The sequence below is a fragment of the Stenotrophomonas sp. SMYL89 genome (assembly GCF_036319985.1).
Lineage (GTDB): Bacteria > Pseudomonadota > Gammaproteobacteria > Xanthomonadales > Xanthomonadaceae > Stenotrophomonas > Stenotrophomonas maltophilia_Q.
Genome location: NZ_JAWIRW010000016.1, coordinates 1 through 23,379 on the forward strand (window position 1 = coordinate 1; position 23,379 = coordinate 23,379).

Consider the following 23,379-nt stretch of genomic DNA (forward strand, 5'->3'; position numbering starts at 1 on the left):
CGCTACCGCCTCATTCGGGATCGTAGTCGAGGTTGGAGGCCAGCCAGCGTTCGGCCTGGGCGCGGTCCACGCCCTTGCGCCGGGCGTAGTCGCTGACCTGCTCGCGGCTGAGGCGTCCGACCACGAAGTACTGGCTTTGCGGATGGCTGAAGTAGTAGCCCGACACTGCGGCGGTCGGCAGCATCGCGAAGCTCTCGGTCAGTTCCATGCTGGCGTTGGTTTCGGCCTGCAGCAGATCGAACAACCGGCGTTTCTCGCTGTGCTCGGGGCAGGCCGGGTAGCCGGGGGCCGGGCGGATGCCACGGTACTGCTCGTCGATCAGGGCCTCGTTGTCCAGGTTTTCGGCCTGGTCGAAGCCCCAGAATTCGGTGCGCACGCGCTGGTGCAGACGCTCGGCCAGCGCTTCGGCGAAGCGGTCGGCCAGGGCCTTCAGCAGGATCGCGTTGTAGTCGTCATGCTCGGCTTCGAAGCGTGCGACATGCGCGTCGATGCCGATACCGGCGGTGACTGCGAACGCGCCGATCCAATCCTGTTTTCCGCTGTCGGCTGGTGCAATGAAATCGGCCAGGCAGAAATCCGGGCGCTCGGCCGGCTTGTCCACCTGCTGGCGCAGAAAGCGCAGCGTGGTTTCGCCCTGCGGGTGCTGCACGCGCACATCGTCGCCGATGCTGTTGGCCGGCCACAGGCCGAACACCGCCTTGGCGGTCAGCCACTTCTCGCCCACGATGCGGTCGAGCATCGCGCGGGCGTCCTTGTACAGATCGCTGGCCTGGGTGCCGACGATCTCGTCGGTGAGGATGGCCGGGAACTTGCCGGCCAGTTCCCAGGCCTGGAAGAACGGCGTCCAGTCGATGTACTCGACCAGCTCGGCCAGCGGATAGTCATCGAATACGTGCAGGCCCGGCTGTTTCGGTGCGGGCGGCGTGTAGCTGTCCCAGCCGCCCTGGAACTTCTGCTCACGCGCGTGCTCCAGCGAGACCAGGCGCTTGGCATCACCACGGTTGCGGTGACGCGCACGGATCTCTGCATAGTCGGCCTCGTTGGCGGCAACGAAGGCGTCGCGCAGGTCGCGCGAGATCAGCGACTGGGCCACGCCGACCGCGCGCGAGGCATCCTTCACCCAGACCGTCGGTGCGTGGTAATGCGGGTCGATCTTCAGGGCGGTATGCGCGCGCGAGGTGGTGGCACCGCCGATCAGCAACGGCAGGTCGAAGCCCTGGCGCTGCATCTCGCGGGCCACGTGGCTCATCTCCTCCAGTGATGGGGTGATCAGGCCGGACAGGCCGATCAGGTCGGCGTTGTGTTCGCGCGCGGCATCGAGGATCTTCTGCGCCGGCACCATCACGCCGAGGTCGACCACGTCGAAGTTGTTGCAGGCCAGGACCACGCCGACGATGTTCTTGCCGATGTCATGCACATCGCCCTTCACCGTAGCCATGATGATCTTGCCGTTGCTCTTGGCGGTGTCACCGCTGCGCGCCTTTTCCGCTTCGATGTAAGGCAGCAGGTAGGCCACGGCCTTCTTCATCACGCGCGCGGATTTCACCACCTGTGGCAGGAACATCTTGCCGGCGCCGAACAGGTCGCCGACGATGTTCATGCCGTCCATCAGCGGGCCTTCGATCACATCCAGTGGGCGGCTGGAGGCCTGCCGGGCCAGTTCGGTGTCTTCCTCGACGAAGGCATCCAGGCCGTGTACCAGGGCATGCGCCAGTCGCTGTGCCACCGGCTTTTCGCGCCAGGCCAGGTCCTCGGTCTTCGCGGCGCCCTTCTTGCCCTTGTAGCGCTCGGCGATCTCCAGCAGGCGCTCGGTGGCGTCGCTGCGGCGATTGAGGATCACATCCTCCACGCGCTCGCGCAGCTCCGGCTCCAGCTCATCGTAGATCGGCATGGCACCGGCGTTGACGATGCCCATGTCCATGCCGGCGGCGATCGCGTGGTACAGGAACACCGAATGGATGGCCTGGCGCACGGTCTCGTTGCCGCGGAACGAGAAGGATACGTTGGAGACGCCGCCGGACACGTGGCAGTGCGGCAGCGTCTGCTTGATGATGCGGGTGGCTTCGATGAAGTCCACCGCATAGTTGTCGTGCTCTTCGATGCCGGTGGCGACGGCGAAGATGTTCGGATCGAAGATGATGTCCTGCGGCGGGAAGCCGATCTCGTCGACCAGGATGCGATAGGCGCGGGTGCAGATCTCGACCTTGCGCGCGCAGGTATCGGCCTGGCCACTTTCATCGAAGGCCATCACCACCGCAGCGGCGCCATAGCGCAGCACCTTGCGCGCATGCTCGCGGAACAGCGCCTCGCCTTCCTTCAGCGATATCGAGTTGACCACGCTCTTGCCCTGCAGGCATTTCAGGCCGGCCTCGATCACGCTCCACTTGGACGAGTCGACCATCACTGGAATGCGGGCGATGTCCGGCTCGGACATGATCAGGTTGAGGTAGCGGGTCATCGCTGCCTCTGAATCGATCAGGCCCTCGTCCATGTTGACGTCGAGGATCTGCGCGCCGCTGGCCACCTGCTGGCGGGCCACGTCCACCGCCTCCTCGTAGCGGCCTTCCTTGATCAGCTTGCGGAACTGCGCGCTGCCGGTGACGTTGGTGCGTTCGCCGACATTGATGAAAAGCAGGTCCGGGGTGATGACCAGGGGTTCCAGGCCGGACAGGCGGGTAGGGCGGACAGGCGTCATGGCAGGCGTCGGCTCAACAGCAGTAGGGCGGGAAGTGCGGGACGGTGGCGGCGACGTTCATGCGGCCTGCTCCCGGGTGCCGGGCAGCGCGCGCGGCGACAGCCCGGCCACGGCATTGGCAATCGCGCGGATATGGTCGGGGGTGGAGCCGCAGCAGCCGCCAACCAGGTTCAACAGTCCATCTGCGGCGAAGCCCCGCAGGGTGCTGGCCATGTCCTCCGGCGTTTCGTCGTACTCGCCGAAGGCATTGGGCAGGCCGGCATTGGGGTGTGCGCTGACGTAACAGTCGGCGACCTGTGCAAGGGTTTCCACGTGCGGGCGCATCGCATCGGCGCCCAGCGCGCAGTTCAGTCCGATCGACAACGGCCGTGCATGGGCGAGTGAGGCATGGAAGGCTTCTGCTGTCTGCCCGGACAGGGTACGTCCGGACGCGTCGGTGATGGTGCCGGAGATCATCACCGGCAAGCGCGCGCCGCGCGCATCGAACGCTTCCTCCAGCGCATACAGTGCAGCCTTGGCGTTGAGCGTGTCGAAGATGGTCTCGACCATGATGGTGTCGGCGCCGCCATCGATGAGGCCGTCGATGGCTTCGCGGTAGGTGTCGCGCAGCTCGTCGAAGCTGGTATTGCGGAAGCCCGGATCGTTGACATCGGGGCTGATCGAGGCGGTGCGGCTGGTCGGCCCGATCACCCCGATCACGAAGCGCGGCTTGCCCGGCGTGGCCGCAGCCACTGCATCACAGCAGGTTCGCGCGACAGCGGCACCGGCCTTGTTCAACTCGTACACCAGGTGTTCGAGGTGGTAGTCGGCCTGGCTGACCGAAGTGGCGTTGAAGGTGTTGGTCTCGACCAGATCCGCGCCCGCTTCCAGGTAGGCGGTGTGGATGTCGGCGACGATCTGCGGCCGGGTCAGCAGCAGCAGATCGTTGTTGCCCTTCAGGTCATGCCCTTCCGGCGCCGCATGGTCACAGCCCGGGCCGTGCGCGTGGTCGTAGCCACCGGCGAAGCGCTCGCCGCGGTAGTCGTCTTCCTGCAGGCCGTGGCGCTGGATCATCGTACCCATCGCACCGTCGATGATCAGGATCCGCTCGCGCAGGGCGTCGAGCAGGGCGTTGGCACGATCAGGATGCAACCAGGGCAGGGCAGACATGGCGGTTTCCGGCTCAGGGCTTGTTGGCGATCAGCGAAATCACTTCGAAGTGCGGCGGGCGCTTTTCGCGGGTGACCGTTTCCAGGCTCGAGACCTGCAGGCCGGCCTTGTCGACGAACCTGCGCAGTTCCTTGTCGCTGAAGCCAAGGTTGACGTGGCCATAGGCCTCCACCGCCGCCTTGTGCTCATGACGGGCCAGGCTGCACAGTAGGAGGCGGCCTCCCGGGCGCAGCACGCGCGCGGCTTCGGTCACGGCCTGCGCCGGCTTGCTGGCATAGGTCAGCGCGTGCATCAGCACCACCAGGTCGAAGCTGCCGTCCTTGAACGGCAGGGCATGCATGTCACCTTCGCGGACTTCGACGTTGGGCAGGCGACGCAGCCGCTCGCTGGCCGCGGCGACCACTCGCGCGCTGGTGTCGATGCAGATGTAGCGCTTGGCATGCGGGGCCACCAGTTCGGCCAGCACGCCGTCGCCGGAGGCGATGTCCAGCACGTCGCCGGTTTCCAGCAGCGGCAGCGCGGTACGCGCCAGTGCCTCCCAGGTCCGTCCGGGAGAGTAGTGGCGTTCCATGTCGCCGGCCACGCTGTCGGCCCAGTTCTGGTCGGAAGCACGGTGGGCCAGAACCGCGGCCACGCGCTCGGCATCCTGGCGCAGCAGGGGGTCGTCGCTTCCGTTGCTCAAGGCATGCCACAATGCACGCTGCGCCGGGTCCAGCTGGGCCTCGTCGAAGCGGTAATAGGCCGACACGCCGGCGCGGCGGTCGCGAACCAGGCCGGCTTCCTTCAGTCGCGCCAGATGGGTGGACACGCGCGGCTGGGCCAGCCGGGTGATCGCCGACAGTTCGGCCACGGTCAGTTCCTCCTGCTCCAGCAGCGCCAGCAGGCGCACGCGGGTGGCATCGGCGAACACCTTCAGGCGGGTCGACCAGTCTTCAAGATCCATAAATATCTACCTATCGCGATATAGAGATATATTCGCTGAGAAGGCCTGCCGCGGTCAAGTCGCTGGCGTACGGAAGCTGCCGGGCCCCGGTACAATCGGTGCACCTGGGCACGCCGTGCGCGGCCCATAACATCATGTACCCGGGAGGGTGTTGTGGATTTCAGCTTTACTGAAGAGCAGTTGATGTTGCAGGACGTGGCGCGGCGCATCGCGCAGGAAAAGATCGCCCCCAGCGCAGAGCACCATGACCGTACCGGCGAGTTCCCGCTGGACAACATCCGCCTGCTGGGCGAGAACGGCCTGATGGGTATCGAAGTGCCCACCGAATACGGTGGTGCGGGCATGGACCCGGTTGCGTACGTGCTAGCGATGGTGGAGGTCGCCGCCGCCGACGCAGCCCATTCGACCATCATGTCGGTCAACAATTCGCTGTTCTGCAACGGCATCCTCACCCACGGTACCGAAGCGCAGAAGCAGACCTACGTGCGTGCGATCGCCGAGGGCGAGGCCATTGGCGCGTTCGCGCTGACCGAGCCGCAGTCGGGTTCGGACGCTACCGCCATGCGCTGCCGCGCGGTGAAGCAGGCCGATGGCACCTTTGTGATCAACGGCAAGAAGAGCTGGATCACCTCCGGCCCGGTGGCCAGGTACATCGTGCTGTTCGCGATGAGCGAGCCGGACAAGGGCGCGCGCGGCATCACCGCCTTCATCATCGACACCGACAAGGCGGGTTTCGGTCGCGGCAAGACCGAGCCGAAGCTGGGCATCCGTGCCTCGGCCACCTGCGAGATCGAGTTCAACGACTACGTAGCGCAGCCTGAGGATGTGCTGGGCCAGGAAGGCGAGGGCTTCAAGATCGCCATGAGCGTGCTTGATGCTGGCCGTATCGGCATCGCCTCGCAGGCCATTGGCATCGCCCGTGCGGCCTATGAAGCGACCCTGGAGTACGTGAAGGAGCGCAAGGCGTTCGGTGCGGCCATCGGTACCTTCCAGATGACCCAGGCCAAGATTGCCGACATGAAGTGCAAGCTGGATGCGGCGTTGCTGCTGACCCTGCGCGCGGCGTGGGTGAAAGGCCAGGGCAAGCGCTTCAGCACCGAAGCGGCGGTGGCCAAGCTGACCGCTTCTGAAGCCGCGATGTGGATCACCCACCAGGCGGTGCAGATCCATGGTGGCATGGGCTATTCAAAGGAAATGCCGCTGGAGCGCTACTTCCGTGATGCCAAGATCACCGAGATCTATGAAGGCACCTCGGAAATCCAGCGCCTGGTGATCGCCCGCAACGAGACCGGGCTGCGCTGAGTGGCAAGGGCCGCGCCACTGCAACGGTGGCGCGGCCAGTAGATCTGCGCCACGCGTGGATGCGCCGTGCTCTTGGCCGAACGATGCCGGATCTGTTCCAATGCAGGCCGTTTCCATACGGTCTGCACAGATGATCTATCGTGGTTGGGGAATCCTGACACTGGTCACGCCGATCGCAGCGATCCTGCTGCTGGCGTATTTCTTCCCGCACGCAGGCCCCAGGGGCAACATCCCGCTCTCGCAGGTGTTGCTGGGTGCCGGAATTGGCGCGGCGGTGAACGTGCTGCTGGGCCTGTGGCTCAACCGTGCACCCCGGCAGAAGGGTGAAGTCGCGCCCCATCATTTCTTCTTCGTGCCGATGCAGTGGGCCGCGCTGGTTCTGGTGGCAGTGTGCATAGTGGTTGCGCTGCTGCGCTGAGACGTTGCCCTGGAGAGCGCCAACCGAGGTTGGCGGCTACCGGGCATGCCGTTGCTCTGGTGGATGCCAACCTTCGGGCATGTCCTTGCTCTGGTAGATGCCAACCTTGGTTGGCATGGATTCAAAAGCGGCAAGAAAAAAGGCCCCGGATCGCTCCGGGGCCTTTCTCGTTTCAGCTCACCACCAGATCAACGATCCGGACGGTGTGCAGCATCCGCGTCCCGCTGGCGTTCCATGAACTCCTTCGACGGTTCATCCAGCTTGTCGCCCAGCATGCGGCGCACGACCACGAAGAACACCGGGATCATCAGCAGGCCGAGCAGGGTGGCGAACAGCATGCCGCCGATCACGCCGGTACCGATGGCGTGGCGGGAGTTGGCGCCGGCGCCGGTGGAGATCGCCATCGGGATCACGCCCATGATGAACGCAAACGAGGTCATCAGGATCGGGCGGAAACGCAGGCGGGCCGCCTCGATCGTGGCATCGCGCAGGTTCTTGCCGGCTGCACGCTGCTCCACCGCGAACTCCACGATCAGGATCGCGTTCTTCGCCGCCAGGCCGATCACGGTGATCAGGCCGATCTTGAAGAACAGATCGTTGGGCAGGCCACGCAGCATCGACAGGCCCAGTGCACCCAGCACGCCCAGCGGCACCACCAGCAGCACAGCCACCGGGATCGACCAGCTTTCATACAGCGCGGCCAGGCACAGGAACACCACCACGATGGACAGCACCAGCAGCAGGGTCGCGGCGTTGCCGGCCAGGATTTCCTGGTAGGACATGCCGGACCAGTCGTAGCCGAAGCCGGCCGGCAGGTCGTCGTTGACGATGCCTTCCATGGTCTGCATCGCTTCACCCGAGCTGGTGCCCGGCGCCTGCGAACCGACGATGTTGATCGCCGAGTAGCCGTTGTAACGGCTCAGCGACGGCGGCGCCGACACCCATTCGGACTTGACCACCGTGTTGAGCGGGATCATCGCGTTGGTGCCGTCGGCATTGGTGGTCAGGCTGGACGGGCTGTAGAAGCTCTTCAGCGACTCCTGGCCGGTGCGGTAGGGACCATCGGCCTGCATGGTCACGCGCTTGATGCGGCCTTCGTAGAAGAAGTCGTTGACGTACACCGGGGCCAGCATCAGCTGGATGGTGCTGTACACATCCGACACCGACATGCCCATCGACTGCGCCTGCACGCGGTCCACGTGCAGCTGGAGCTGCGGTGCGTTTTCCAGGCCGTTCGGGCGTACGCCGACCAGGTGGTCCGGCTTCTGCGCGGCCTGGCCGAGCAGGATGTTGCGGGCCTGGGTCAGCTGCTCGTAACCGGCACCGCTACGGTCCTGCAGCCACATGTCGAAACCACCGAACTGGCCAAGGCCCTGCACGGTGGGCAGGTTGACCACGAAGATCTGCGCTTCCTTGATGCCGTAGAACGCGCCGTTCATGTTCTGGATGAACTCCGGCGCGGTGAACTTGCGTTCCTCCCACGGCTTCAGGCGGATGAAGCCCATGCCCACGTTCTCGCCGGAACCGACGAAGCTGAAACCGGCGACCTGCAGCATGCCTTCATAACCATCCTGCTTTTCCAGGATGCCACGCATCTGCGCGAACACTTCGTTGGTCTGGCCCTTGGTCGAGCCCGGCGGCAGCTGCACGATCGCCAGCGCATAGCCCTGGTCTTCTTCCGGCAGGAAGCTGCCCGGCATGCGGGTGAACAGGAAGCCGCACAGTGCGGTCAGCACCACGAACAGGATCATCCAACGCGGCGCATGGCGCACCGCCGAGGTGATGTGGCCCACATAGGTGTGGCTGATCTTGTCGTAGTACTTGTTGAAGGTGCGGTAGACGATGTTCGGGTTGTCGTTGTGCGTCGGCTTCAGGAAGGTCGCGCACAGCGCCGGGGTGAAGCCCAGCGCCAGGAACGCCGAGAATGCCATCGAAATGGCGATGGTCAGCGCGAACTGCTTGTAGATCTCACCGGCCGCGCCGCCCTGCAGGGCGGACGGAATGAACACCGCGGCCAGCACGACGGTGATCGCCACCACCGCGCCGGTGATCTGGGTCATCGCCTTCTGCGTGGCCGGCTTCGGCGCCAGGCCTTCCTCGGTCATGATGCGTTCGACGTTCTCGATCACTACGATCGCGTCATCGACCACGATGCCGATCGCCAGCACCATCGCGAACAGGGTCAGCTGGTTGATCGTGAAGCCGATCATCCACATGCCCAGGAAGGTACCGAGCAGGGCCACCGGAATGACCAGGGTCGGGATCAGGGTGGCGCGGAAGTTCTGCAGGAAGATCAGCATCACCAGGAACACGAGGAACACCGCCTCGAACAGGGTCTTGACCACTTCCTGGATCGAGATCTTGACGAAGGTGGTGCTGTCGTACGGCGAGAACCAGGTGACGCCGGCCGGGAAGCTGGGCTGCAGTTCGTCCATCTTGGCGCGCACCGCATCGGCCACGTTCAGGGCGTTGGCGCCCGGCAGCAGCTGGATGGCGAAGGCACCGGTCGGCTTGCCGTTGTACTGGGTATCGAAGCCGTAGTTGTTGGCACCGAAGGCAACGCGGGCGATGTCCTTCAGCAGCACGCGCGAGCCATCAGCATTGGCGCGCAGGATGATGTTCTCGAACTCCTGCGGCGAGCTGAAGCGGCCTTCGGCCGAGACCGTGGCGGTGAAGTGCTGGCCTTCCGGCGACGGGTCCGAACCCAGCGCACCGGCAGCGAACTGCACGTTCTGCGCACGCACCGCTGCCAGCACCTGGCTGGCCGACAGGCCGTAGCCCTGCATCTTTTCCGGGTTCAGCCAGATGTTCATGGCGTACTCGGAACCGAACTGCTGGGTGCTGCCGACGCCGGGGATACGCGAGACCTGGTCGAGCACGCGCGAACCGACGATGTCGTTCAGGGCATCACGGTTGATGGCCGGCGTATCGGACTGCAGCGCGATCACCATCAGGAAGCCGGCGTTGGCCTTGGCCACCACCACGCCCTGCTGGGTCACTTCCGATGGCAGTCGGGGCGTGGCCAGCGAGACCTTGTTCTGCACCTGCACCTGGGCGATGTCCGGATCGGTACCGGTCTCGAAGGTCAGCGTGATCTGCGCACGGCCGTTGGAGGCGGACGAGGAACTGAAATACAGCAGGTGATCGATACCGGTCAGCTGCTGCTCGATCACCTGGGTGACCGATTTTTCAGTGGTGTCCGCACTGGCGCCCGGGTAAGTGGCCGAGACGGTCACCTGTGGCGGGGCGATGTTGGGATAGGACTCCACGCCCAGGTTGAGGATCGCGATCACGCCACTGAGCGAGATCAGGATCGCAACCACCCAGGCGAAGACTGGATGTTCGATGAAAAATTTAGGCATGACGGAAGGTTCCCGTTACTGCTTGTTCGAATCGGTGACGGCGGGCTTGGCCGCATCGGCCTGCTCGGGCTTGGCTGCGTCGGCCGGTGCCTTGCCTGCGGCCGGTGCCGCGCCCGCCGGAGCGGCGCCGCCCGCGGCAGGCTTGCCGTTGGCGTCCTGCCCCGGGGTCCACGGCTTGGCCACCGCCGGTGCACCTTCCTTGACTTTCTGCACGCCGGCCACGATCACCTTGTCACCGGCGGCCAGGCCGTCGCTGACCAGCCAGTTGCCGTTCTGTGCGCCATCGGTCTTCACATTCTTGCGCACGACCTTGCCGTCGGCGCCGACCACCATCACGTAGCCGCCGGTGGTGTCTCGCAGCAGGGCCTGCTGCGGCACCAGGAAGGCGTTGTTGCGCTCGCCCAGGTTGGCCTGGAAGCTGACGAAGGCACCGGGCAGCAGGATCTGCTGCGGGTTCGGCAGCAGCGCACGCAGCGACACCGCGCCGGTGGCCGGATCGACCGTGGTCGAAGAGAAGTCCAGCGTGCCCGGCTCGCTGTAGGTGCTGCCATCGGCCAGCTTCACGGCCACCGTGGCCTTGCCGTCGCCGGACAGCGCCAGCGCGCCCTTGGCCTGCTGCGCACGCAGCTGGGTCAGCTCATCCACGCTGAGCGAGAAGTTCACATACAGCGGGTCGAGCTGGTCGACGGTGGTCAGCAGGGTCACATCGCCCTGGCCGACCAGCGCGCCCTCGGTGACCTGCTGCTTGTTGGCCACGCCACTGATCGGCGCAGTCACCTCGGCGTAGCCCAGGTTGATCCGCGAGGAGGTCACTGCCGCTTCGGCCTGCTTGACCGCAGCCAGCGCGGTACGTTCGGCCGATTCGGCGTTGTCCAGGTCGGACTTGGAGACGAACTGCTGCGGCGCCAGGGAGCGGGCGCGATCAGCGGCCACCTTGGCATTGGCGTAGGTGGCGCGGGCCGAGGCCAGCTGTGCTTCGGAGGCGTTGAGCGAGGCGCGCAGCGGCGCCGGGTCGATCAGGAACAGGGTCTGGCCCTGCTTCACCTGCGAGCCTTCCTGGTAGACGCGCTTGAGCAGCACGCCCGGCACGCGCGCGCGGACGTCGGCGCTGCGGAACGGCGACAGGCGGCCGACCAGCTCGCGCTGCAGCGGCAGGGTCTGCGGCTTGGCGTCGATCACGCCCACCTCCGGCGGCGGGGGCATCTGCTGTTCCGGCTTCTTGCAGGCAGCCAGCGCGACAGCAACGGCGCACGTCAAGGCAAGGGTGCGGAGTGGGGCGGTCATCAGGAGGAACTCCGGGGTTGGTTTGTAGGAGGGGCCGGCAACGGCTGTGGCGCGAATGCGCGCAGGAAGCTGTCGACGGAGAACTCTGCCCAGCGCCGACGCAGTAGCGCGTCATCACGATGGGGGGTATGGAAGCGCTGTTTGTCGAAATCCTGACCGGCGATCATGCTCAGCAGCAGTTCGGCCATGAAGTGCGGGTCGTCATGCCGGAGCTGGCCACGCATGCAAACGGTTTCAATCCATTCAGCAAGATGAAGCATCAGCGCGCCGGCGCCATGCCGGTACAGCGTACGCGCCTCTTCGGGAAACTGGGCCGCGTCGGCAGCGATCAGCCGGCAGGCCTGTCCTACGTGCGGTTGGTTGAAATGCTCCAGGAAGTCGGTGGCGAACTGGAGCAGGCTGGCACGCAGGTCGTCAGTGCGGAGTGCACGGACCATGGCGCCAGTGGCGTGGCCGACATGGCGCTGCATCACCCGGCGCAACAGATCCTGCTTGCTGCCATAGCGCGAGTACAGGGTCTGCTTGGAGCAGCCGGCGTGCTGGGCCACCGCCTCCATGCTCATCTGCATGCCCTGCTGGGCCAGCAGTTCGCGTACGGCGTCGAACACACGCTCATCGCGTGCATCGAGGGCAACGGGTAGGTAAGCCGGGTTCACGCGGTGGACTATACCGTCCAGTTCAGGATTGTGGAATCGCATCGGCGTCGCCGCGTGTGTCTTCCGGTAACACGTTTTGCCGATCCTGTCGGCAGTGCTGAAACAGGTGCCAGCACCGTACCGGTGCGAACTGAATAGGCGTCTAAACCGCAGCAAACCCGAATCTGCTTATTCCGTCCTGCAGCAAGGCCTTTTCGTGCGGTAGAGCTACAATTTCATTTTCCCAACTGAGCAAGCGCATCGCTCTGCCATGAAACCGCAAAAAACCGCAGCCAAGACCGTGAAAAACAAGACCAAACCAGCAGAGTCGGAGGTCGCAGTGACCGCTGGTTTCTCCCTGGAGCCGGTGTACACGGCATTGCGCAAGCGCTACCCCGCGGCCGCACAGGCCGAAGCAGTGGCCTTCGCCACTGACTTCTACAAGCGCATGGAGTCGGACGAGTTCCCGCACCACAGCGCTGAAGAGTGGGCCGCTCTCGCGGCTGAGACGCTGGAATTCGCCCGTGCCCGCAAGGCCGGCAAGGCCAACGTCCGCGTGTTCAATCCGACCGCGAAGGCCAATGGTTGGGAATCGCCGCACACCGTGCTGCAGATCGTCAACGACGACATGCCGTTCCTCGTCGATACCGTCACCATGTCGCTGGCCGAACAGGGCGTGGGCGTCCACGTGCTGGGCCACCCGGTGCTGCGTTTCACCCGCGACAAGGCCGGCAAGCTGGTCAAGGTCGGCGAGGGTGATGCCGAGTCGGTGATGCTGCTGGAGATCGACCGCCAGCCGGCCGAAGCCATGGCCGCCATCGAACAGGCCATCAACAAGGCGCTGGACGAAGTGCGCGCGATCGTGCGCGACTGGCAGCCGATGAAGGACAAGGCGCTGGCACTGGCCGACGACCTGGGCAAGCGCCAGCTGCCGGTCGACGATGCCTCGCGCAAGGAAGCACAGGAATTCCTGCGCTGGGCCGCCGACAACCACTTCACCTTCTTCGGCTACCGCGAGTACCGCGTCGAGAAGCAGGGCAAGGAAGAGGTGCTGGCGCCGCTGAACGACACCGGCCTGGGCCTGATGCGCGGCAAGGACAAGTCCGCCGCCCGTCCGGTCAAGACGCTGGCCGCGCAGGGCCTGAACACCACGTCCGGTTTGAAGGATGCGCTGATCCTGACCAAGACCAATGCCCGTTCGCGCGTGCACCGCGCCGGCTACATGGACTACATCGGCGTGCTGGAGTTCGACGCCAAGGGCAAGATCATCGGCGAGCAGCGTTTCCTCGGCCTGTTCACCTCCAGCGCCTACAACCGCCGCCCGTGGGAAATCCCGCTGGTGCGCCAGCGCCACGAGCACGTGATGAAGCAGTCCGGGCTGGCCCCGGCCAGCCACAGTGGCAAGGCCCTGCGCCATATCCTGGAAACCCTGCCGCGCGAAGAACTGTTCCAGTCCAGCGAGGACGAACTGTTCCGCACCGCGATGGGCGTGCTGGGCCTGCAGGAACGCGTGCGCAGCCGCCTGTTCCTGCGGCGCGACAAATACAGCCGTTTCATCTCCGCGCTGGTCTACCTGCCGCGCGAGCGCTTCAACACCGACGTGCGCCTGCGCATCGAAGCGATGCTGAAGGACGCGCTGCACGGCGAGTTCGTCGACAGCTCGGTGGTGCTGGGCGAATCGCCGCTGGCGCAGGTGCACCTGATCGTGCGCCCGAAGCCGGGTGAAATGCTCGACGTCGATACCGCCGAACTGGAGCAGAAGCTGGCCCAGGTGCTGCGCAACTGGCAGGACGACCTGCGCGAAGCGCTGGTGAGCCGCCACGGCGAGACCGAAGGCCTGCGCATCGCCGCCCGCATCGGCAAGGCGCTGCCGGCCGGCTACATCGAAGACAACAGCACCGCGGTTGCCGCCAACGATGTCAGCCAGCTCGACGCCCTGACCGGCCCGGACGACCTGCGCCTCAGCCTGCAGGCCGTGCCGCGCGAAAGCGGCGATGGCCTGCGCCTGAAGCTGTATCGCCAGCTCGACGACATTCCGCTGTCGGACGCGCTGCCGATGATGGAAAACATGGGCCTGCGGGTGATCGCCGAGCGTCCGTACCGCCTGTCGGTCGACAACGCGCCGGTGTATGTGCAGGACTTCGAGGTCGAATCGACCGCCGGTGCGATCGATGCCGCCAGCGTCGATGAAGCCTTCGGCGAGACCTTCGCCCGCGTCTGGCACGGCGATGCCGAGAACGACGGCTTCAACCGCCTGGTGCTGGCCGCTGGCCTGCACTGGCGCCAGGTCGCGATGCTGCGTGGCTACTGCAAGTACCTGCTGCAGACCGGCGTGCCGTTCTCGCAGGCCTACGTGGAAGGCACCTTCGCGCGCTACCCGCTGCTGGCCCGCCTTCTGGTCGAACTGTTCGAAGCGCGCTTCGATCCGGCCACCGGTCATGAAAGCAAGGAAGACATCGCCGCTGGCCAGGCCCAGCTGAAGGCCCACCTCGATGTGCTGGCTGCCGGCGACGAGGCCACCCTGAAGGTGCTCAAGACCGTGGTCGACGCCCGCAAGGGTGACCGCGATGCGCAGATGCAGGCCGCGCGCGATGCGCTGCTGAAGCTGATGGACCGCGTGTCCAGCCTGGACGAGGACCGCATCCTGCGCTCGTTCATGGGCGTGATCGACGCGACCCTGCGCACCAGCTACTACCAGACCGATGCCAACGGCCAGCACGGCCATGTCATCAGCTTCAAGTTCGATTCGGCGCTGGTGCCGGACCTGCCGAAGCCGCGTCCGTACCGCGAAATCTTCGTCTACGGCCCGCGCGTGGAAGGTACCCACCTGCGCTTCGGCGCCGTGGCCCGTGGCGGCCTGCGCTGGTCGGATCGTCGCGAAGACTTCCGCACCGAGGTGCTGGGCCTGGTCAAGGCGCAGATGGTCAAGAACACCGTCATCGTCCCGGTCGGCGCCAAGGGCGGCTTCTTCGCCAAGACCCCGCCGGTGAACGGCGACCGTGATGCGGTGTTCGCCAACGGCGTGGCCTGCTACAAGCTGTTCATCCAGGGCCTGCTGGACATCACCGACAACATCGTCAACAACAAGATCGTGCCGCCGGTGGATGTCGTGCGCCACGACATGGACGATCCGTACCTGGTGGTGGCGGCCGACAAGGGCACCGCGACCTTCTCCGACATCGCCAACGGCCTGGCCATCGCGCACGGCTTCTGGATGGGCGATGCGTTCGCTTCCGGCGGTTCGGTCGGCTACGACCACAAGGGCATGGGCATCACCGCACGCGGTGCGTGGGAGTCGGTCAAGCGCCACTTCCGTGCGCTGGGCCGTGACAGCCAGACCCAGGACTTCACCGCGGTCGGTGTCGGCGACATGTCCGGCGACGTGTTCGGCAACGGCATGCTGTTGTCGCGCCACATCCGCCTGGTCGCTGCCTTCGATCACCGCCACATCTTCCTGGACCCGAACCCGGATGCGGCCACCACGTTCGTCGAACGTGAGCGCCTGTTCACCGTGCCGCGTTCGAGCTGGGCGGACTACGACGCCAAGCTGATCAGCAAGGGCGGCGGCGTCTATCCGCGCAGCCTGAAGTCGATCGAGATCACCCCGCAGGTGCGCGAAGCGCTGGGCCTGGACGAAAACGTCAAGGCGCTGTCGCCGAACGATCTGATGAGCGCGATCCTGAAGGCGCCGGTCGACCTGCTGTGGAACGGCGGCATCGGTACCTACGTCAAGGCCGCCAGCGAGCAGCACAGCGATGTCGGCGACCGCGCCAACAACGCGCTGCGCGTGAACGGTGGCGAGCTGCGCTGCAAGGTGGTGGGCGAGGGCGGCAACCTGGGCATGACCCAGCTGGGCCGCATCGAAGCCGCCCAGGCCGGCGTGCTGCTCAACACCGACTTCATCGACAACTCGGCCGGCGTGGACACCTCCGACCACGAAGTCAACATCAAGATCCTGCTCAACGATGTGGTGCGGGCCAAGAAGCTGACCGTCGAGCAGCGCAACAAGCTGCTGGCCTCGATGACCGATGAAGTCGCCGAGCTGGTGCTGAACGACAACTACCGCCAGAACCAGGCGCTGAGCCTGATGGAGCGGATGGCGGTCAAGCGCCTGGGTTCCAAGCAGCACTTCATCCGTACCCTGGAACAGCAGGGCCTGCTGGATCGCCAGATCGAGTTCCTGCCGTCCGACGCCGAGCTGTCGCAGCGCAAGGCACGCGGCCAGGGCCTGACCCGTCCGGAGCTGTCGGTGCTGCTGTCCTACTCCAAGCTGGTGGCGTTCGCTCAGCTGCTGGATTCGGACATCCCGGAAGATCCGTACCTGTCCAAGGAACTGCAGCGTTACTTCCCGACCCCGCTGCAGAAGAAGTACGCCGACGCGATGGAGCGTCACCGCCTGAAGCGCGAAATCATCGCCACGGCCGTGACCAACCAGACCATCAACCGCATGGGCGCCACCTTCCTGATGCGCATGCAGGAAGACACCGGCCGCTCCATCGCCGAGGTCGCCAAGGCCTACACCATCAGCCGCGAAACGCTGGATGCACGCGCGCTGTGGGCGCAGATCGATGCCCTCGACGGCAAGGTGCCGGAGTCGGTGCAGATCGACGCACTGGAAGTGATCTGGAAGCTGCAGCGTTCGTTCGTGCGCTGGCTGCTGTCGCGCCCGGGCGCGATGCCGGGCATCACCGAAGCGGTCAACCGCTACCAGGGCCCGTTCAACGACATCCGCGTTGCTTCGGGCGTGCTGCCGGATTCGCAGCGTCCGACCTACGAAGCCCTGGTGGCGGAGTGGAAGGAAAAGGGCCTGCCGTCCGCGCTGGCGCAGCAGCTGGCCGAACTGCACTTCCTGGAGCCGGCATTCGACATCATCGAACTGGCCCGCACCCGCAAGCTGAAGCCGGTGGACGTGTCCAAGGTCCACTTCCGCCTGGGCGATGCCCTGCAGCTGCCGTGGCTGTTCGAGCAGGTCGACGCGCTGGAGGTCAACGGCCGTTGGCATGCCGTGGCACGTGGCGTGTTGCGTGACGAACTGGCGGCCAATCACCGCAACCTGGCCGGCCAGGTGCTCGGCACCAAGGGCGGCAGCGCGGAGGCCAAGGTCGCAGCCTGGATGGGCCGTGACGACAACAGCCTGCGCTTCACCCTGGCGATGCTGGCCGAACTGGCAGAGCAGAAGACCCTGGACTACCCGACCGTCTCGGTCGCGGTGCAGCGTCTGGGCCAGCTGGCGGCACACGGCGCGTAAGTGAAGTAGTGCCAGGCCACGCCTGGCATGAGTAGAACAGAGCGGCCCCGCGAGAGCGGGGCCGTTCTGTTTCAGCCCTTGACCTTTGCGACCAGCTGACCCGACGCCCGCCGTGAACCTGCCAGGTGGATGACCCGCATATCCGCTGGGACCGTGAGCGCCATGGATGGCGCGATCGAGCCCCCAGGGATGGGTTTACGGCGTGTCCCGGCGGATATGCCGGTCATCCGCCCCACGGGCTCCAACTCCCGGCGCTCGGTTATGCTCTCCATCAAACCTCCCCGGATCCACCGATGAGCGACACCCCCCGCATCGCTTTCCTGGCCAGCACCACCGAGCCCGCGCAGATGGCCCGCGCGGCCATGGTCTCGCGCTATGGCGACTACGCGCCCGAGCAGGCCGACGTGCTGTGCCCGCTGGGCGGTGATGGCTTCATGCTGCAGACCCTGCATCGGCATGGGCACCTGGGCAAGCCGGTGTTCGGCATGAAGCTGGGCACGGTCGGTTTCCTGATGAACCAGTACCGCGGCGACGAAGACGTGCATGCCCGCATCGCCCGCGCCGAGCCGGCCCATCTGCGCCCGCTGGAAATGGTGGCGCTGACCGAGTCCGGTACCAGTACCGGTTCGCTGGCCTACAACGATGTTTCGCTGCTGCGCCAGACCCGGCAGGCCGCGCATATCGGCATCGACCTGAACGGCCAGGAGCGCGTGGCCGAACTGATCGGTGACGGCGTGCTGGTGGCCACCCCGGCCGGCAGCACCGCCTACAACTATTCCGCGCATGGCCCGGTGCTGCCGCTGGGTTCGCACACCATCGCGCTGACGCCGTTGGCCCCTTACCGGCCAAGGCGCTGGCGCGGGGCCATCCTCAAGGCCGACACCGAAGTGCGCTTCCGGGTGCTCGATCCGTACAAGCGCCCGGTCAGCGTGACCGCCGATTCGCACGAGACCCGCGATGTGGTCGAAGTGACCATCCGCGAGTCGAAAGACCGCCGCGTGACCCTGCTGTTCGACCCGGAGCACAACCTGGAAGACCGGATCCTGAGCGAACAGTTCGTTTTTTGAGGACAATGGGCGGCCGGCCGTGCCGAACGCTTGAAGGACCCCCACCGATGGGCGACAACTCCCCCCGTTTGCTGACCGTCGCGGTGACCTCGCGCGCGCTGTTCGATCTGGAAGAAAGCCACGCGCTGTTCGAGAGCGATGGCGTGGCGGCGTATGCCGAATTCCAGCGCCAGCACGAGGACGACATCCTCGGCCCCGGCGTGGCGTTTCCGGTGGTACGCAAGCTGCTGGCATTGAACCAGGGCGCCAGCCCGGAGAATCCGCGGGTCGAGGTGATCCTGCTGTCGCGCAACTCGGCCGATACCGGCCTGCGCATCTTCAATTCGATCCAGCACTACGGCCTGGGCATCATCCGGGCTACGTTCACCGCTGGCGAGCCGACCTGGCCGTACGTGAAGCCGTTCGGCACCGATCTGTTCCTGTCGGCCAATCCGGAGTCGGTACGCAGTGCGCTGCGCCACGGGATCGCGGCGGCGACCATCCTGCCCAAGCCGCCGGGTGAAACCGCTGCTGCGGCGGCTGACCAGATCGATACCGGTCGCCCGGCCGGGCAGCTGCGCATCGCCTTCGACGGTGACGCGGTGATCTTCGGTGACGAAAGCGAGCGCATCTCGCGCGAGCAGGGCGTGGAGGCGTTTGGCCGGCACGAGCGCGAACGCGCCCGCGAGCCACTCAGTGGTGGACCGTTCCGCGGCTTCCTGTCGGCCCTGCATACGTTGCAGGAGGTATTCCCGGCCGGCGAAAGCGCACCGATCCGCACCGCATTGGTGACCGCGCGCTCGGCACCGGCGCACGAGCGGGTGATCCGCACCCTGCGTGAGTGGGGCGTGCGCCTGGACGAAGCGCTGTTCCTCGGTGGTCGCCACAAGGGACCGTTCCTGCACGCATTCGGAGCCGACATCTTCTTCGACGATTCGCAGCACAACATCGACAGTGCGCGCGAACACGTGGCCGCTGGCCATGTGCCGCATGGCGTCGCCAACGAGGGTTGACCCAACGGGGAAATCCGGCGGGGAAATCCGGCGGGAAATCCGACGGGAAATCCGACGGGAAATCCGACGGGAAATCCGACGGGGTAGAGTCGACTGTTAGTCGACTGGCGCGCCAGCGCGTGTTTTTTGGGGGGGGCTGAAGAGCAGTCGACTAACAGTCGACTCTACCGACACGCTCACGGTGTGGCCGACATCCCCAACTGCAGATCCACCACCTTCCAGCGCAGGCCCTGCGGTTCCAGCACCACCTTCAACGGCGGCTGGCCGGCGCCGCGATCGACGTCGATCACGAAGCGGTCCAGCGCTTCAAAGTGATGCTCGGCGTTCTTCAACGGCCGTGCCGGTTCGGTCGCGCCGAACGCATCGCCGCCCTGCAGTTCATTGCGGCCGCGCTTCCACAGCACGTGGCCCTGCAGCATCGCGCCGATGCCCGTCGGGGTCACCATGGTCTCCACCGCTGCACCGCCGAGCTGGTCGCCCAGGCCGTAGAGCAGGGCACCGAACGGGCTGGCTGCTATATCCGGGCCTGCCTGGCGCACCAGATAGTCGTTGAGCTGTGCGCGCAGGCTGCCGCGCACGCGCGGGAAATCGACGTAGCGCTCCAGTCGCACCGTGTCACGTTCTTCAATGGCCTGGGACAGGCCGTGCACGGTCATGTAGGGGCCGCCGAACCACCACGCGGCCAAGGCCAGGACCAGCAGCACAGCCAGTGCAGTGAGTTTCTTCATGCTGTCCAGACTGCCGCAAGTGAGGCAGCCAGTGGTGAACGGCAGGTGATGCGGCTCAGAACTCCAGGTCCAGTGCCGCGCACAGGTAGTCGACGAACGGGCCGAGCCCAGCCAGGTCCTTGCCCAGCGTGGACAGCAGGCGCGGGCCGGTCATGGTGGCATCGTCCAGCGAGCGCCACATCACCCAGTTGCGGTGCTTGAGGTCGTCAATGAACTCGAAATCGGCCGGGAAGCCACGTGGCGGGCGCACCAGCTTCTCGCTCTCCTCGAAATCGAAGCGCTTGCGCAGCGCCGGGGCATGCGCGGCGGCCTTCCAGCTGCCCGGGTTGTCGAGAATGAAGTGGCGCACGCGGCGCTGCGTCTCGGGTTCTGGATGCCACAGGCCAGCGCCGACGAAGCTCTCGCCGGGCTGCAGGTGCACGTAGAAGGAGGGCGCGGCCACTTCACGGCGGCGCTCATGGAACAGGCGGGCACCCTGCCAGGTCTTGTACGGCGACTTGTCGTTGGAAAAACGCGCGTCGCGATGGATGCGGAACAGCGAGCCACCGACGCCGCGGGTATCGGCGCGGAAGTGCTCGCTGACCTCGGCCAGGGCCGGCTGCAGGTCGCCCAGCAGGCGCAGGAATGGCTGCCGCACGTGGTCTTCGTACTGCTGGCGGTGATCGTTGAACCAGGCCTTGTCGTTGTGCCGCGCAAGGCCGCGCAGGAACTTGAAGCTGGCGTCAGAGAAATAAGTGCTCACAGCGTCTCCTGCAGGTGCTGGCCCCAATCGCGCAGCGATTGCAGCAGCGCCTGGCGCCGGGTGTCATCGGGCGCTTCGGCGGCCAGTGCATCCAGCTGCTGCTGGTACTGGGGCAGGGTGAGTTCGCCCAGGCCGCCGTCTCCGAGCAGGCGCTGGCGGCGGTAATCCTGCCAGCGCTGGCGTTCAGCCGGCGCGAGGCTGTCGGGATGGTTGCGCGCGCGGTAGCGGAACAGCAGCTCGGGCAGGCGCGGGTCACGGAAGCGGCCTTCCAGCGCGGCCAGCTGATCCGGCGCGGTGGTACGGGCCAGGGCCAGCAGCGGTTTGTCACCGTTGCCCAGGAATCCGTCGTACAGCGATGCATCGACATCGGCCACGGTGGCCACGCGCGGCTGGTTGTAGACCTGGCGCGCCTTCTCCGCCAGCTGTGGGGCGAATTCGCGCAGGCGCTCGATCTTGGCGTCGATGGCCGCCACGTCCAGGCCCAGGCGCTGGTGGTCGTCGGCACGCAGGTGGTTCCAGGCGATCAGCGCCGGCACCTTGTTCAGGTGCACCTCCTTCAGCGGCACCCGTGCAACGCCCTCGGGCAGCTCGCTGGCGCGCATGTACAGGCGCTGTGCGATCACATCGGCTGGTAGTGCCAGCAGGTCGTCGATGTCGCCGTCGAGGTCGAACACGATCACCCGGTTGTTGATGGTCGGGTGCACCGCCAGCGGCAGCACCGGCGCCGCGCACAGGCGGCTGGCCGGGTAGCGCATGGAAATGTGCAGCACCGGCTTCATCGCGGTTACATCCAGCAGGCTGCCTACGAAACGCTTGTCGCGCAGCTTCAGGGCGTAGTCCCACAGGCGCGGCTGCGACTGCTTGAACAGCCGTGCCATGCCGATCGTGGCGCGCACGTCGGACAGCGCTTCGTGCGCATCACCCTCGCGCACGTTGTTGGCTTCGGCCAGGTGCTCGAGCTTGAACGAGGTGGCACCGTCCTCGCGCAGCGGCCACTGGATGCCGTCCGGACGCATCGCGCGCATCAGCCGCAGCATGTCCAGCAGGTCCCAGCGCGAATTGCCGTTGCGCCACTCGCGCTCGTACGGGTCATGGAAGTTGCGGAACAGGCCGTAGCGGACGAATTCATCGTCGAAGCGCAGCGTGTTGTAGCCCAGTGCGCAGGTGCCGGGACGCGATAGCTGCTCGTTGATGCGGTCGAAGGCTTCGGCCTCGCTGATGCCCTCGGCCAGGGCCTGCTGCGGGGTGATGCCGGTGACCAGGGTGGCCATCGGCGAGGGCAGCAGATCGTCGGCCGGGCGCACGAAGAAGCTGACCGGGGTGTCGATCTCGTTCAGATCGGCGTCGGTACGGATCGCGGCGTACTGCGAGATGCGCGTGCGCCGCGGGTCCTGGCCGAAGGTTTCCAGGTCGTAGAACAGGAAGCTGTCAGCCATCAGTGCGCGCCCTCCAGGACCGGCAGCTGCGCATGGACCTGTGCTTCCAGTGCGGCCCAGTCGATGTTGTCCAGCGAATCGTGGCCGGCCGTGGCCGCCACCAGCATGTCGCGCTGAAGCTCGGTGCGGCGCATGGCTTCCGCGTACGGCGTGTGCAGGAAGGTGACCATCGTGTAATGCGGTACGAACCGGGTCGGCCAGCGCCGCTGCAGTTCCTGTTCCAGTTCGCGTTGCAGCAGGAACGCAGGATCAGCCACGCGGTCGCGCATTTCCAGATAGTTTTCCAGCGCCATCTGCTGGATTGCGCGTGCGTTCGGCTTGCGCTCGGCTTCGAAGGCTTGGAACGCGCCTTCCAGGTCGTCCGCTTCCATCAGATGGCGGGCCAGAGCCACGCAATCCTCGAATGCGCAGTTCATGCCTTGCCCGTGGAACGGCACCATCGCATGTGCGGCGTCGCCAATCAGGACCGCGCGGCCCTGCTGGTGCCAGCGATCAAGCGTCAGCGTGCCAAGCAGGCCGGGTGGGTGCTGTTCCCAGTCCGCGCGCAGGTTCGGGATCAGCGGCAGGGTATCGGCGAACTCACGCGCGAACAGTGCTTCGGCCTGCGCGCCGGTGTTGACCGTGGCGAAGCTGGGATCACCCTGGTTGGGCAGGAACAGGGTGACGGTGAAGGTGCCTTCGTGGTTGGGCAGGGCGATGCACATGTAATGGCCACGCGGCCAGATATGCAGCGCGTTGCGCTCGATGCGGAAGCTGCCGTCGGCGGCCGGCGGAATTTCCAGCTCCTTGTAGGAGTGGTCGAGGAAGGCGATGTCCTCGCCCAGCGGCGCCCGCCGGTTCATCGCCGCGCGCAGCGCCGAGCCTGCACCATCGGCACCGATCAGGGTGTCGAAGCGGATGTCGTGCGGGCTGTCATCGCGGTCGTCGATGAAACGCGCGTAGCCGGCATCGAAATCGACGGTATGCAGGCGGCGGTGGAAGTGCACGGTCGCGCCAGCCTGTTCGGCGAGTTCCAGCAGCGTCGTGTTCAGGTCGCTGCGATGGATCGACCAGATTACTTCGCTGTCGTCGCGGCCGTAGCGTTGCAGCTGCGGTTCGCCTTCGCGCGGATGCACCATGCGCCCGCGCATCATTACCGCGCGCGCCATCACCTCGTCTTCCACTCCCGCCTGGCGCAGGGCGTTGCGCCCGCGTTCGGCCAGCGCCAGGTTGATCGAACGACCACTCTCGTAGTCGGCAATGCGCGGATCGCCGCGGCGTTCGTACAGGGTGATGCGCCAGCCCTGCCGTGACAGCAGGATGGCCAGCAGGGACCCGGCGAGGCCGGCACCGATAATGCTCAACGAGCGGGAAGCGTGTGCGATCAACGAACTGTCCA

At 65.9% G+C, this 23,379-nt stretch carries 15 protein-coding genes; 5 read left to right on the plus strand and 10 right to left on the minus strand.

What is annotated here, in order from left to right:
• Nucleotides 1-10: 10 nt before the first annotated feature.
• The 3 genes from metH to V3B41_RS16620 are packed head-to-tail and all read right to left on the minus strand — an operon-like array spanning nucleotide 11 to nucleotide 4,787.
• A complete protein-coding gene (metH, locus tag V3B41_RS16610) occupies nucleotides 11-2,695 on the minus strand; it encodes a methionine synthase (protein WP_100451129.1) in 2,685 nt (894 codons plus the stop codon).
• Between the two features lie 57 nt (nucleotides 2,696-2,752).
• Nucleotides 2,753-3,844, minus strand: coding sequence for a homocysteine S-methyltransferase family protein (locus V3B41_RS16615; protein ID WP_049428347.1), 1,092 nt, complete (start codon nucleotides 3,842-3,844; stop codon nucleotides 2,753-2,755).
• Between the two features lie 13 nt (nucleotides 3,845-3,857).
• On the minus strand, nucleotides 3,858-4,787 hold the full coding sequence (locus tag V3B41_RS16620) for a metalloregulator ArsR/SmtB family transcription factor (protein WP_010480432.1): 930 nt from the start codon (nucleotides 4,785-4,787) through the stop codon (nucleotides 3,858-3,860).
• A gap of 153 nt (nucleotides 4,788-4,940) precedes the next feature.
• Here V3B41_RS16620 and V3B41_RS16625 point away from each other — a divergent pair, with 153 nt between their 5' ends.
• Complete coding sequence (locus tag V3B41_RS16625) at nucleotides 4,941-6,089, plus strand: acyl-CoA dehydrogenase family protein (RefSeq protein WP_329861700.1); 1,149 nt, start codon at nucleotides 4,941-4,943, stop codon at nucleotides 6,087-6,089.
• Between the two features lie 130 nt (nucleotides 6,090-6,219).
• Entirely contained in the window at nucleotides 6,220-6,507 is a 288-nt protein-coding gene (locus tag V3B41_RS16630) for a hypothetical protein (RefSeq protein WP_197633589.1), read from the plus strand.
• Nucleotides 6,508-6,695: 188 nt separating this feature from the next.
• Here V3B41_RS16630 and V3B41_RS16635 read toward each other — a convergent pair whose 3' ends face one another.
• Genes V3B41_RS16635 through V3B41_RS16645 form a run of 3 tightly spaced genes read right to left on the minus strand, consistent with a single transcriptional unit; the run spans nucleotide 6,696 to nucleotide 11,809 of the window.
• Nucleotides 6,696-9,869, minus strand: coding sequence for a multidrug efflux RND transporter permease subunit (locus tag V3B41_RS16635; protein WP_049428353.1), 3,174 nt, complete (start codon nucleotides 9,867-9,869; stop codon nucleotides 6,696-6,698).
• A 15-nt stretch (nucleotides 9,870-9,884) separates the two neighbouring features.
• Nucleotides 9,885-11,153 carry an efflux RND transporter periplasmic adaptor subunit gene (locus tag V3B41_RS16640; RefSeq protein WP_049428355.1) on the minus strand — a complete coding sequence of 423 codons (1,269 nt, stop codon included), beginning with the start codon at nucleotides 11,151-11,153 and terminating at the stop codon, nucleotides 9,885-9,887.
• A complete protein-coding gene (locus V3B41_RS16645; protein ID WP_295551124.1) occupies nucleotides 11,153-11,809 on the minus strand; it encodes a TetR/AcrR family transcriptional regulator in 657 nt (218 codons plus the stop codon). The genes V3B41_RS16640 and V3B41_RS16645 overlap by 1 nt, the downstream gene beginning before the upstream one ends.
• Before the next feature lie 250 nt (nucleotides 11,810-12,059).
• On the opposite strand from V3B41_RS16645, the gene V3B41_RS16650 reads away from it, so the two are divergent.
• The 3 genes from V3B41_RS16650 (at nucleotide 12,060) to V3B41_RS16660 (ending at nucleotide 19,095) form a co-directional block, all read left to right on the plus strand.
• Nucleotides 12,060-17,036: an NAD-glutamate dehydrogenase domain-containing protein gene (locus V3B41_RS16650; RefSeq protein WP_049428359.1), complete on the plus strand. Its 4,977-nt coding sequence runs from the start codon at nucleotides 12,060-12,062 to the stop codon at nucleotides 17,034-17,036.
• A gap of 293 nt (nucleotides 17,037-17,329) precedes the next feature.
• Nucleotides 17,330-18,103, plus strand: coding sequence for an NAD kinase (locus V3B41_RS16655; RefSeq protein ID WP_049428363.1), 774 nt, complete (start codon nucleotides 17,330-17,332; stop codon nucleotides 18,101-18,103).
• A gap of 47 nt (nucleotides 18,104-18,150) precedes the next feature.
• Nucleotides 18,151-19,095, plus strand: coding sequence for a 5'-nucleotidase (locus V3B41_RS16660; RefSeq protein WP_049428365.1), 945 nt, complete (start codon nucleotides 18,151-18,153; stop codon nucleotides 19,093-19,095).
• Nucleotides 19,096-19,271: 176 nt separating this feature from the next.
• Here the strand turns inward: V3B41_RS16660 and V3B41_RS16665 are convergent, their stop codons facing one another.
• The 4 genes from V3B41_RS16665 to V3B41_RS16680 are packed head-to-tail and all read right to left on the minus strand — an operon-like array spanning nucleotide 19,272 to nucleotide 23,368.
• Nucleotides 19,272-19,823: a DUF2939 domain-containing protein gene (locus tag V3B41_RS16665; RefSeq protein ID WP_329861701.1), complete on the minus strand. Its 552-nt coding sequence runs from the start codon at nucleotides 19,821-19,823 to the stop codon at nucleotides 19,272-19,274.
• 55 nt (nucleotides 19,824-19,878) lie between these two features.
• Complete coding sequence (locus V3B41_RS16670; protein WP_197633586.1) at nucleotides 19,879-20,565, minus strand: TIGR02453 family protein; 687 nt, start codon at nucleotides 20,563-20,565, stop codon at nucleotides 19,879-19,881.
• The gene (sbcB, locus tag V3B41_RS16675) at nucleotides 20,562-22,001 is read right to left on the minus strand and encodes an exodeoxyribonuclease I (RefSeq protein WP_197633587.1); all 1,440 of its coding nucleotides are present in this window, start codon (nucleotides 21,999-22,001) and stop codon (nucleotides 20,562-20,564) included. The genes V3B41_RS16670 and sbcB overlap by 4 nt, the downstream gene beginning before the upstream one ends.
• Complete coding sequence (locus V3B41_RS16680) at nucleotides 22,001-23,368, minus strand: NAD(P)/FAD-dependent oxidoreductase (RefSeq protein ID WP_049428373.1); 1,368 nt, start codon at nucleotides 23,366-23,368, stop codon at nucleotides 22,001-22,003. Before V3B41_RS16680 ends, sbcB begins: the two co-directional genes overlap by 1 nt.
• Between the last annotated feature and the right edge of the window lie 11 nt (nucleotides 23,369-23,379).

Coding starts and splice junctions, on each gene's coding strand:
- V3B41_RS16620 (WP_010480432.1), bottom strand. CDS start 4,787: ATGGATCTTGAAGACTGGTCGACCCGCCTGAAGGTGTTCGCCGATGCC.
- V3B41_RS16660 (WP_049428365.1), top strand. CDS start 18,151: ATGGGCGACAACTCCCCCCGTTTGCTGACCGTCGCGGTGACCTCGCGC.
- V3B41_RS16635 (WP_049428353.1), bottom strand. CDS start 9,869: ATGCCTAAATTTTTCATCGAACATCCAGTCTTCGCCTGGGTGGTTGCG.
- sbcB (WP_197633587.1), bottom strand. CDS start 22,001: ATGGCTGACAGCTTCCTGTTCTACGACCTGGAAACCTTCGGCCAGGAC.
- V3B41_RS16650 (WP_049428359.1), top strand. CDS start 12,060: ATGAAACCGCAAAAAACCGCAGCCAAGACCGTGAAAAACAAGACCAAA.
- metH (WP_100451129.1), bottom strand. CDS start 2,695: ATGACGCCTGTCCGCCCTACCCGCCTGTCCGGCCTGGAACCCCTGGTC.
- V3B41_RS16630 (WP_197633589.1), top strand. CDS start 6,220: ATGATCTATCGTGGTTGGGGAATCCTGACACTGGTCACGCCGATCGCA.
- V3B41_RS16615 (WP_049428347.1), bottom strand. CDS start 3,844: ATGTCTGCCCTGCCCTGGTTGCATCCTGATCGTGCCAACGCCCTGCTC.
- V3B41_RS16640 (WP_049428355.1), bottom strand. CDS start 11,153: ATGACCGCCCCACTCCGCACCCTTGCCTTGACGTGCGCCGTTGCTGTC.
- V3B41_RS16655 (WP_049428363.1), top strand. CDS start 17,330: ATGAGCGACACCCCCCGCATCGCTTTCCTGGCCAGCACCACCGAGCCC.
- V3B41_RS16665 (WP_329861701.1), bottom strand. CDS start 19,823: ATGAAGAAACTCACTGCACTGGCTGTGCTGCTGGTCCTGGCCTTGGCC.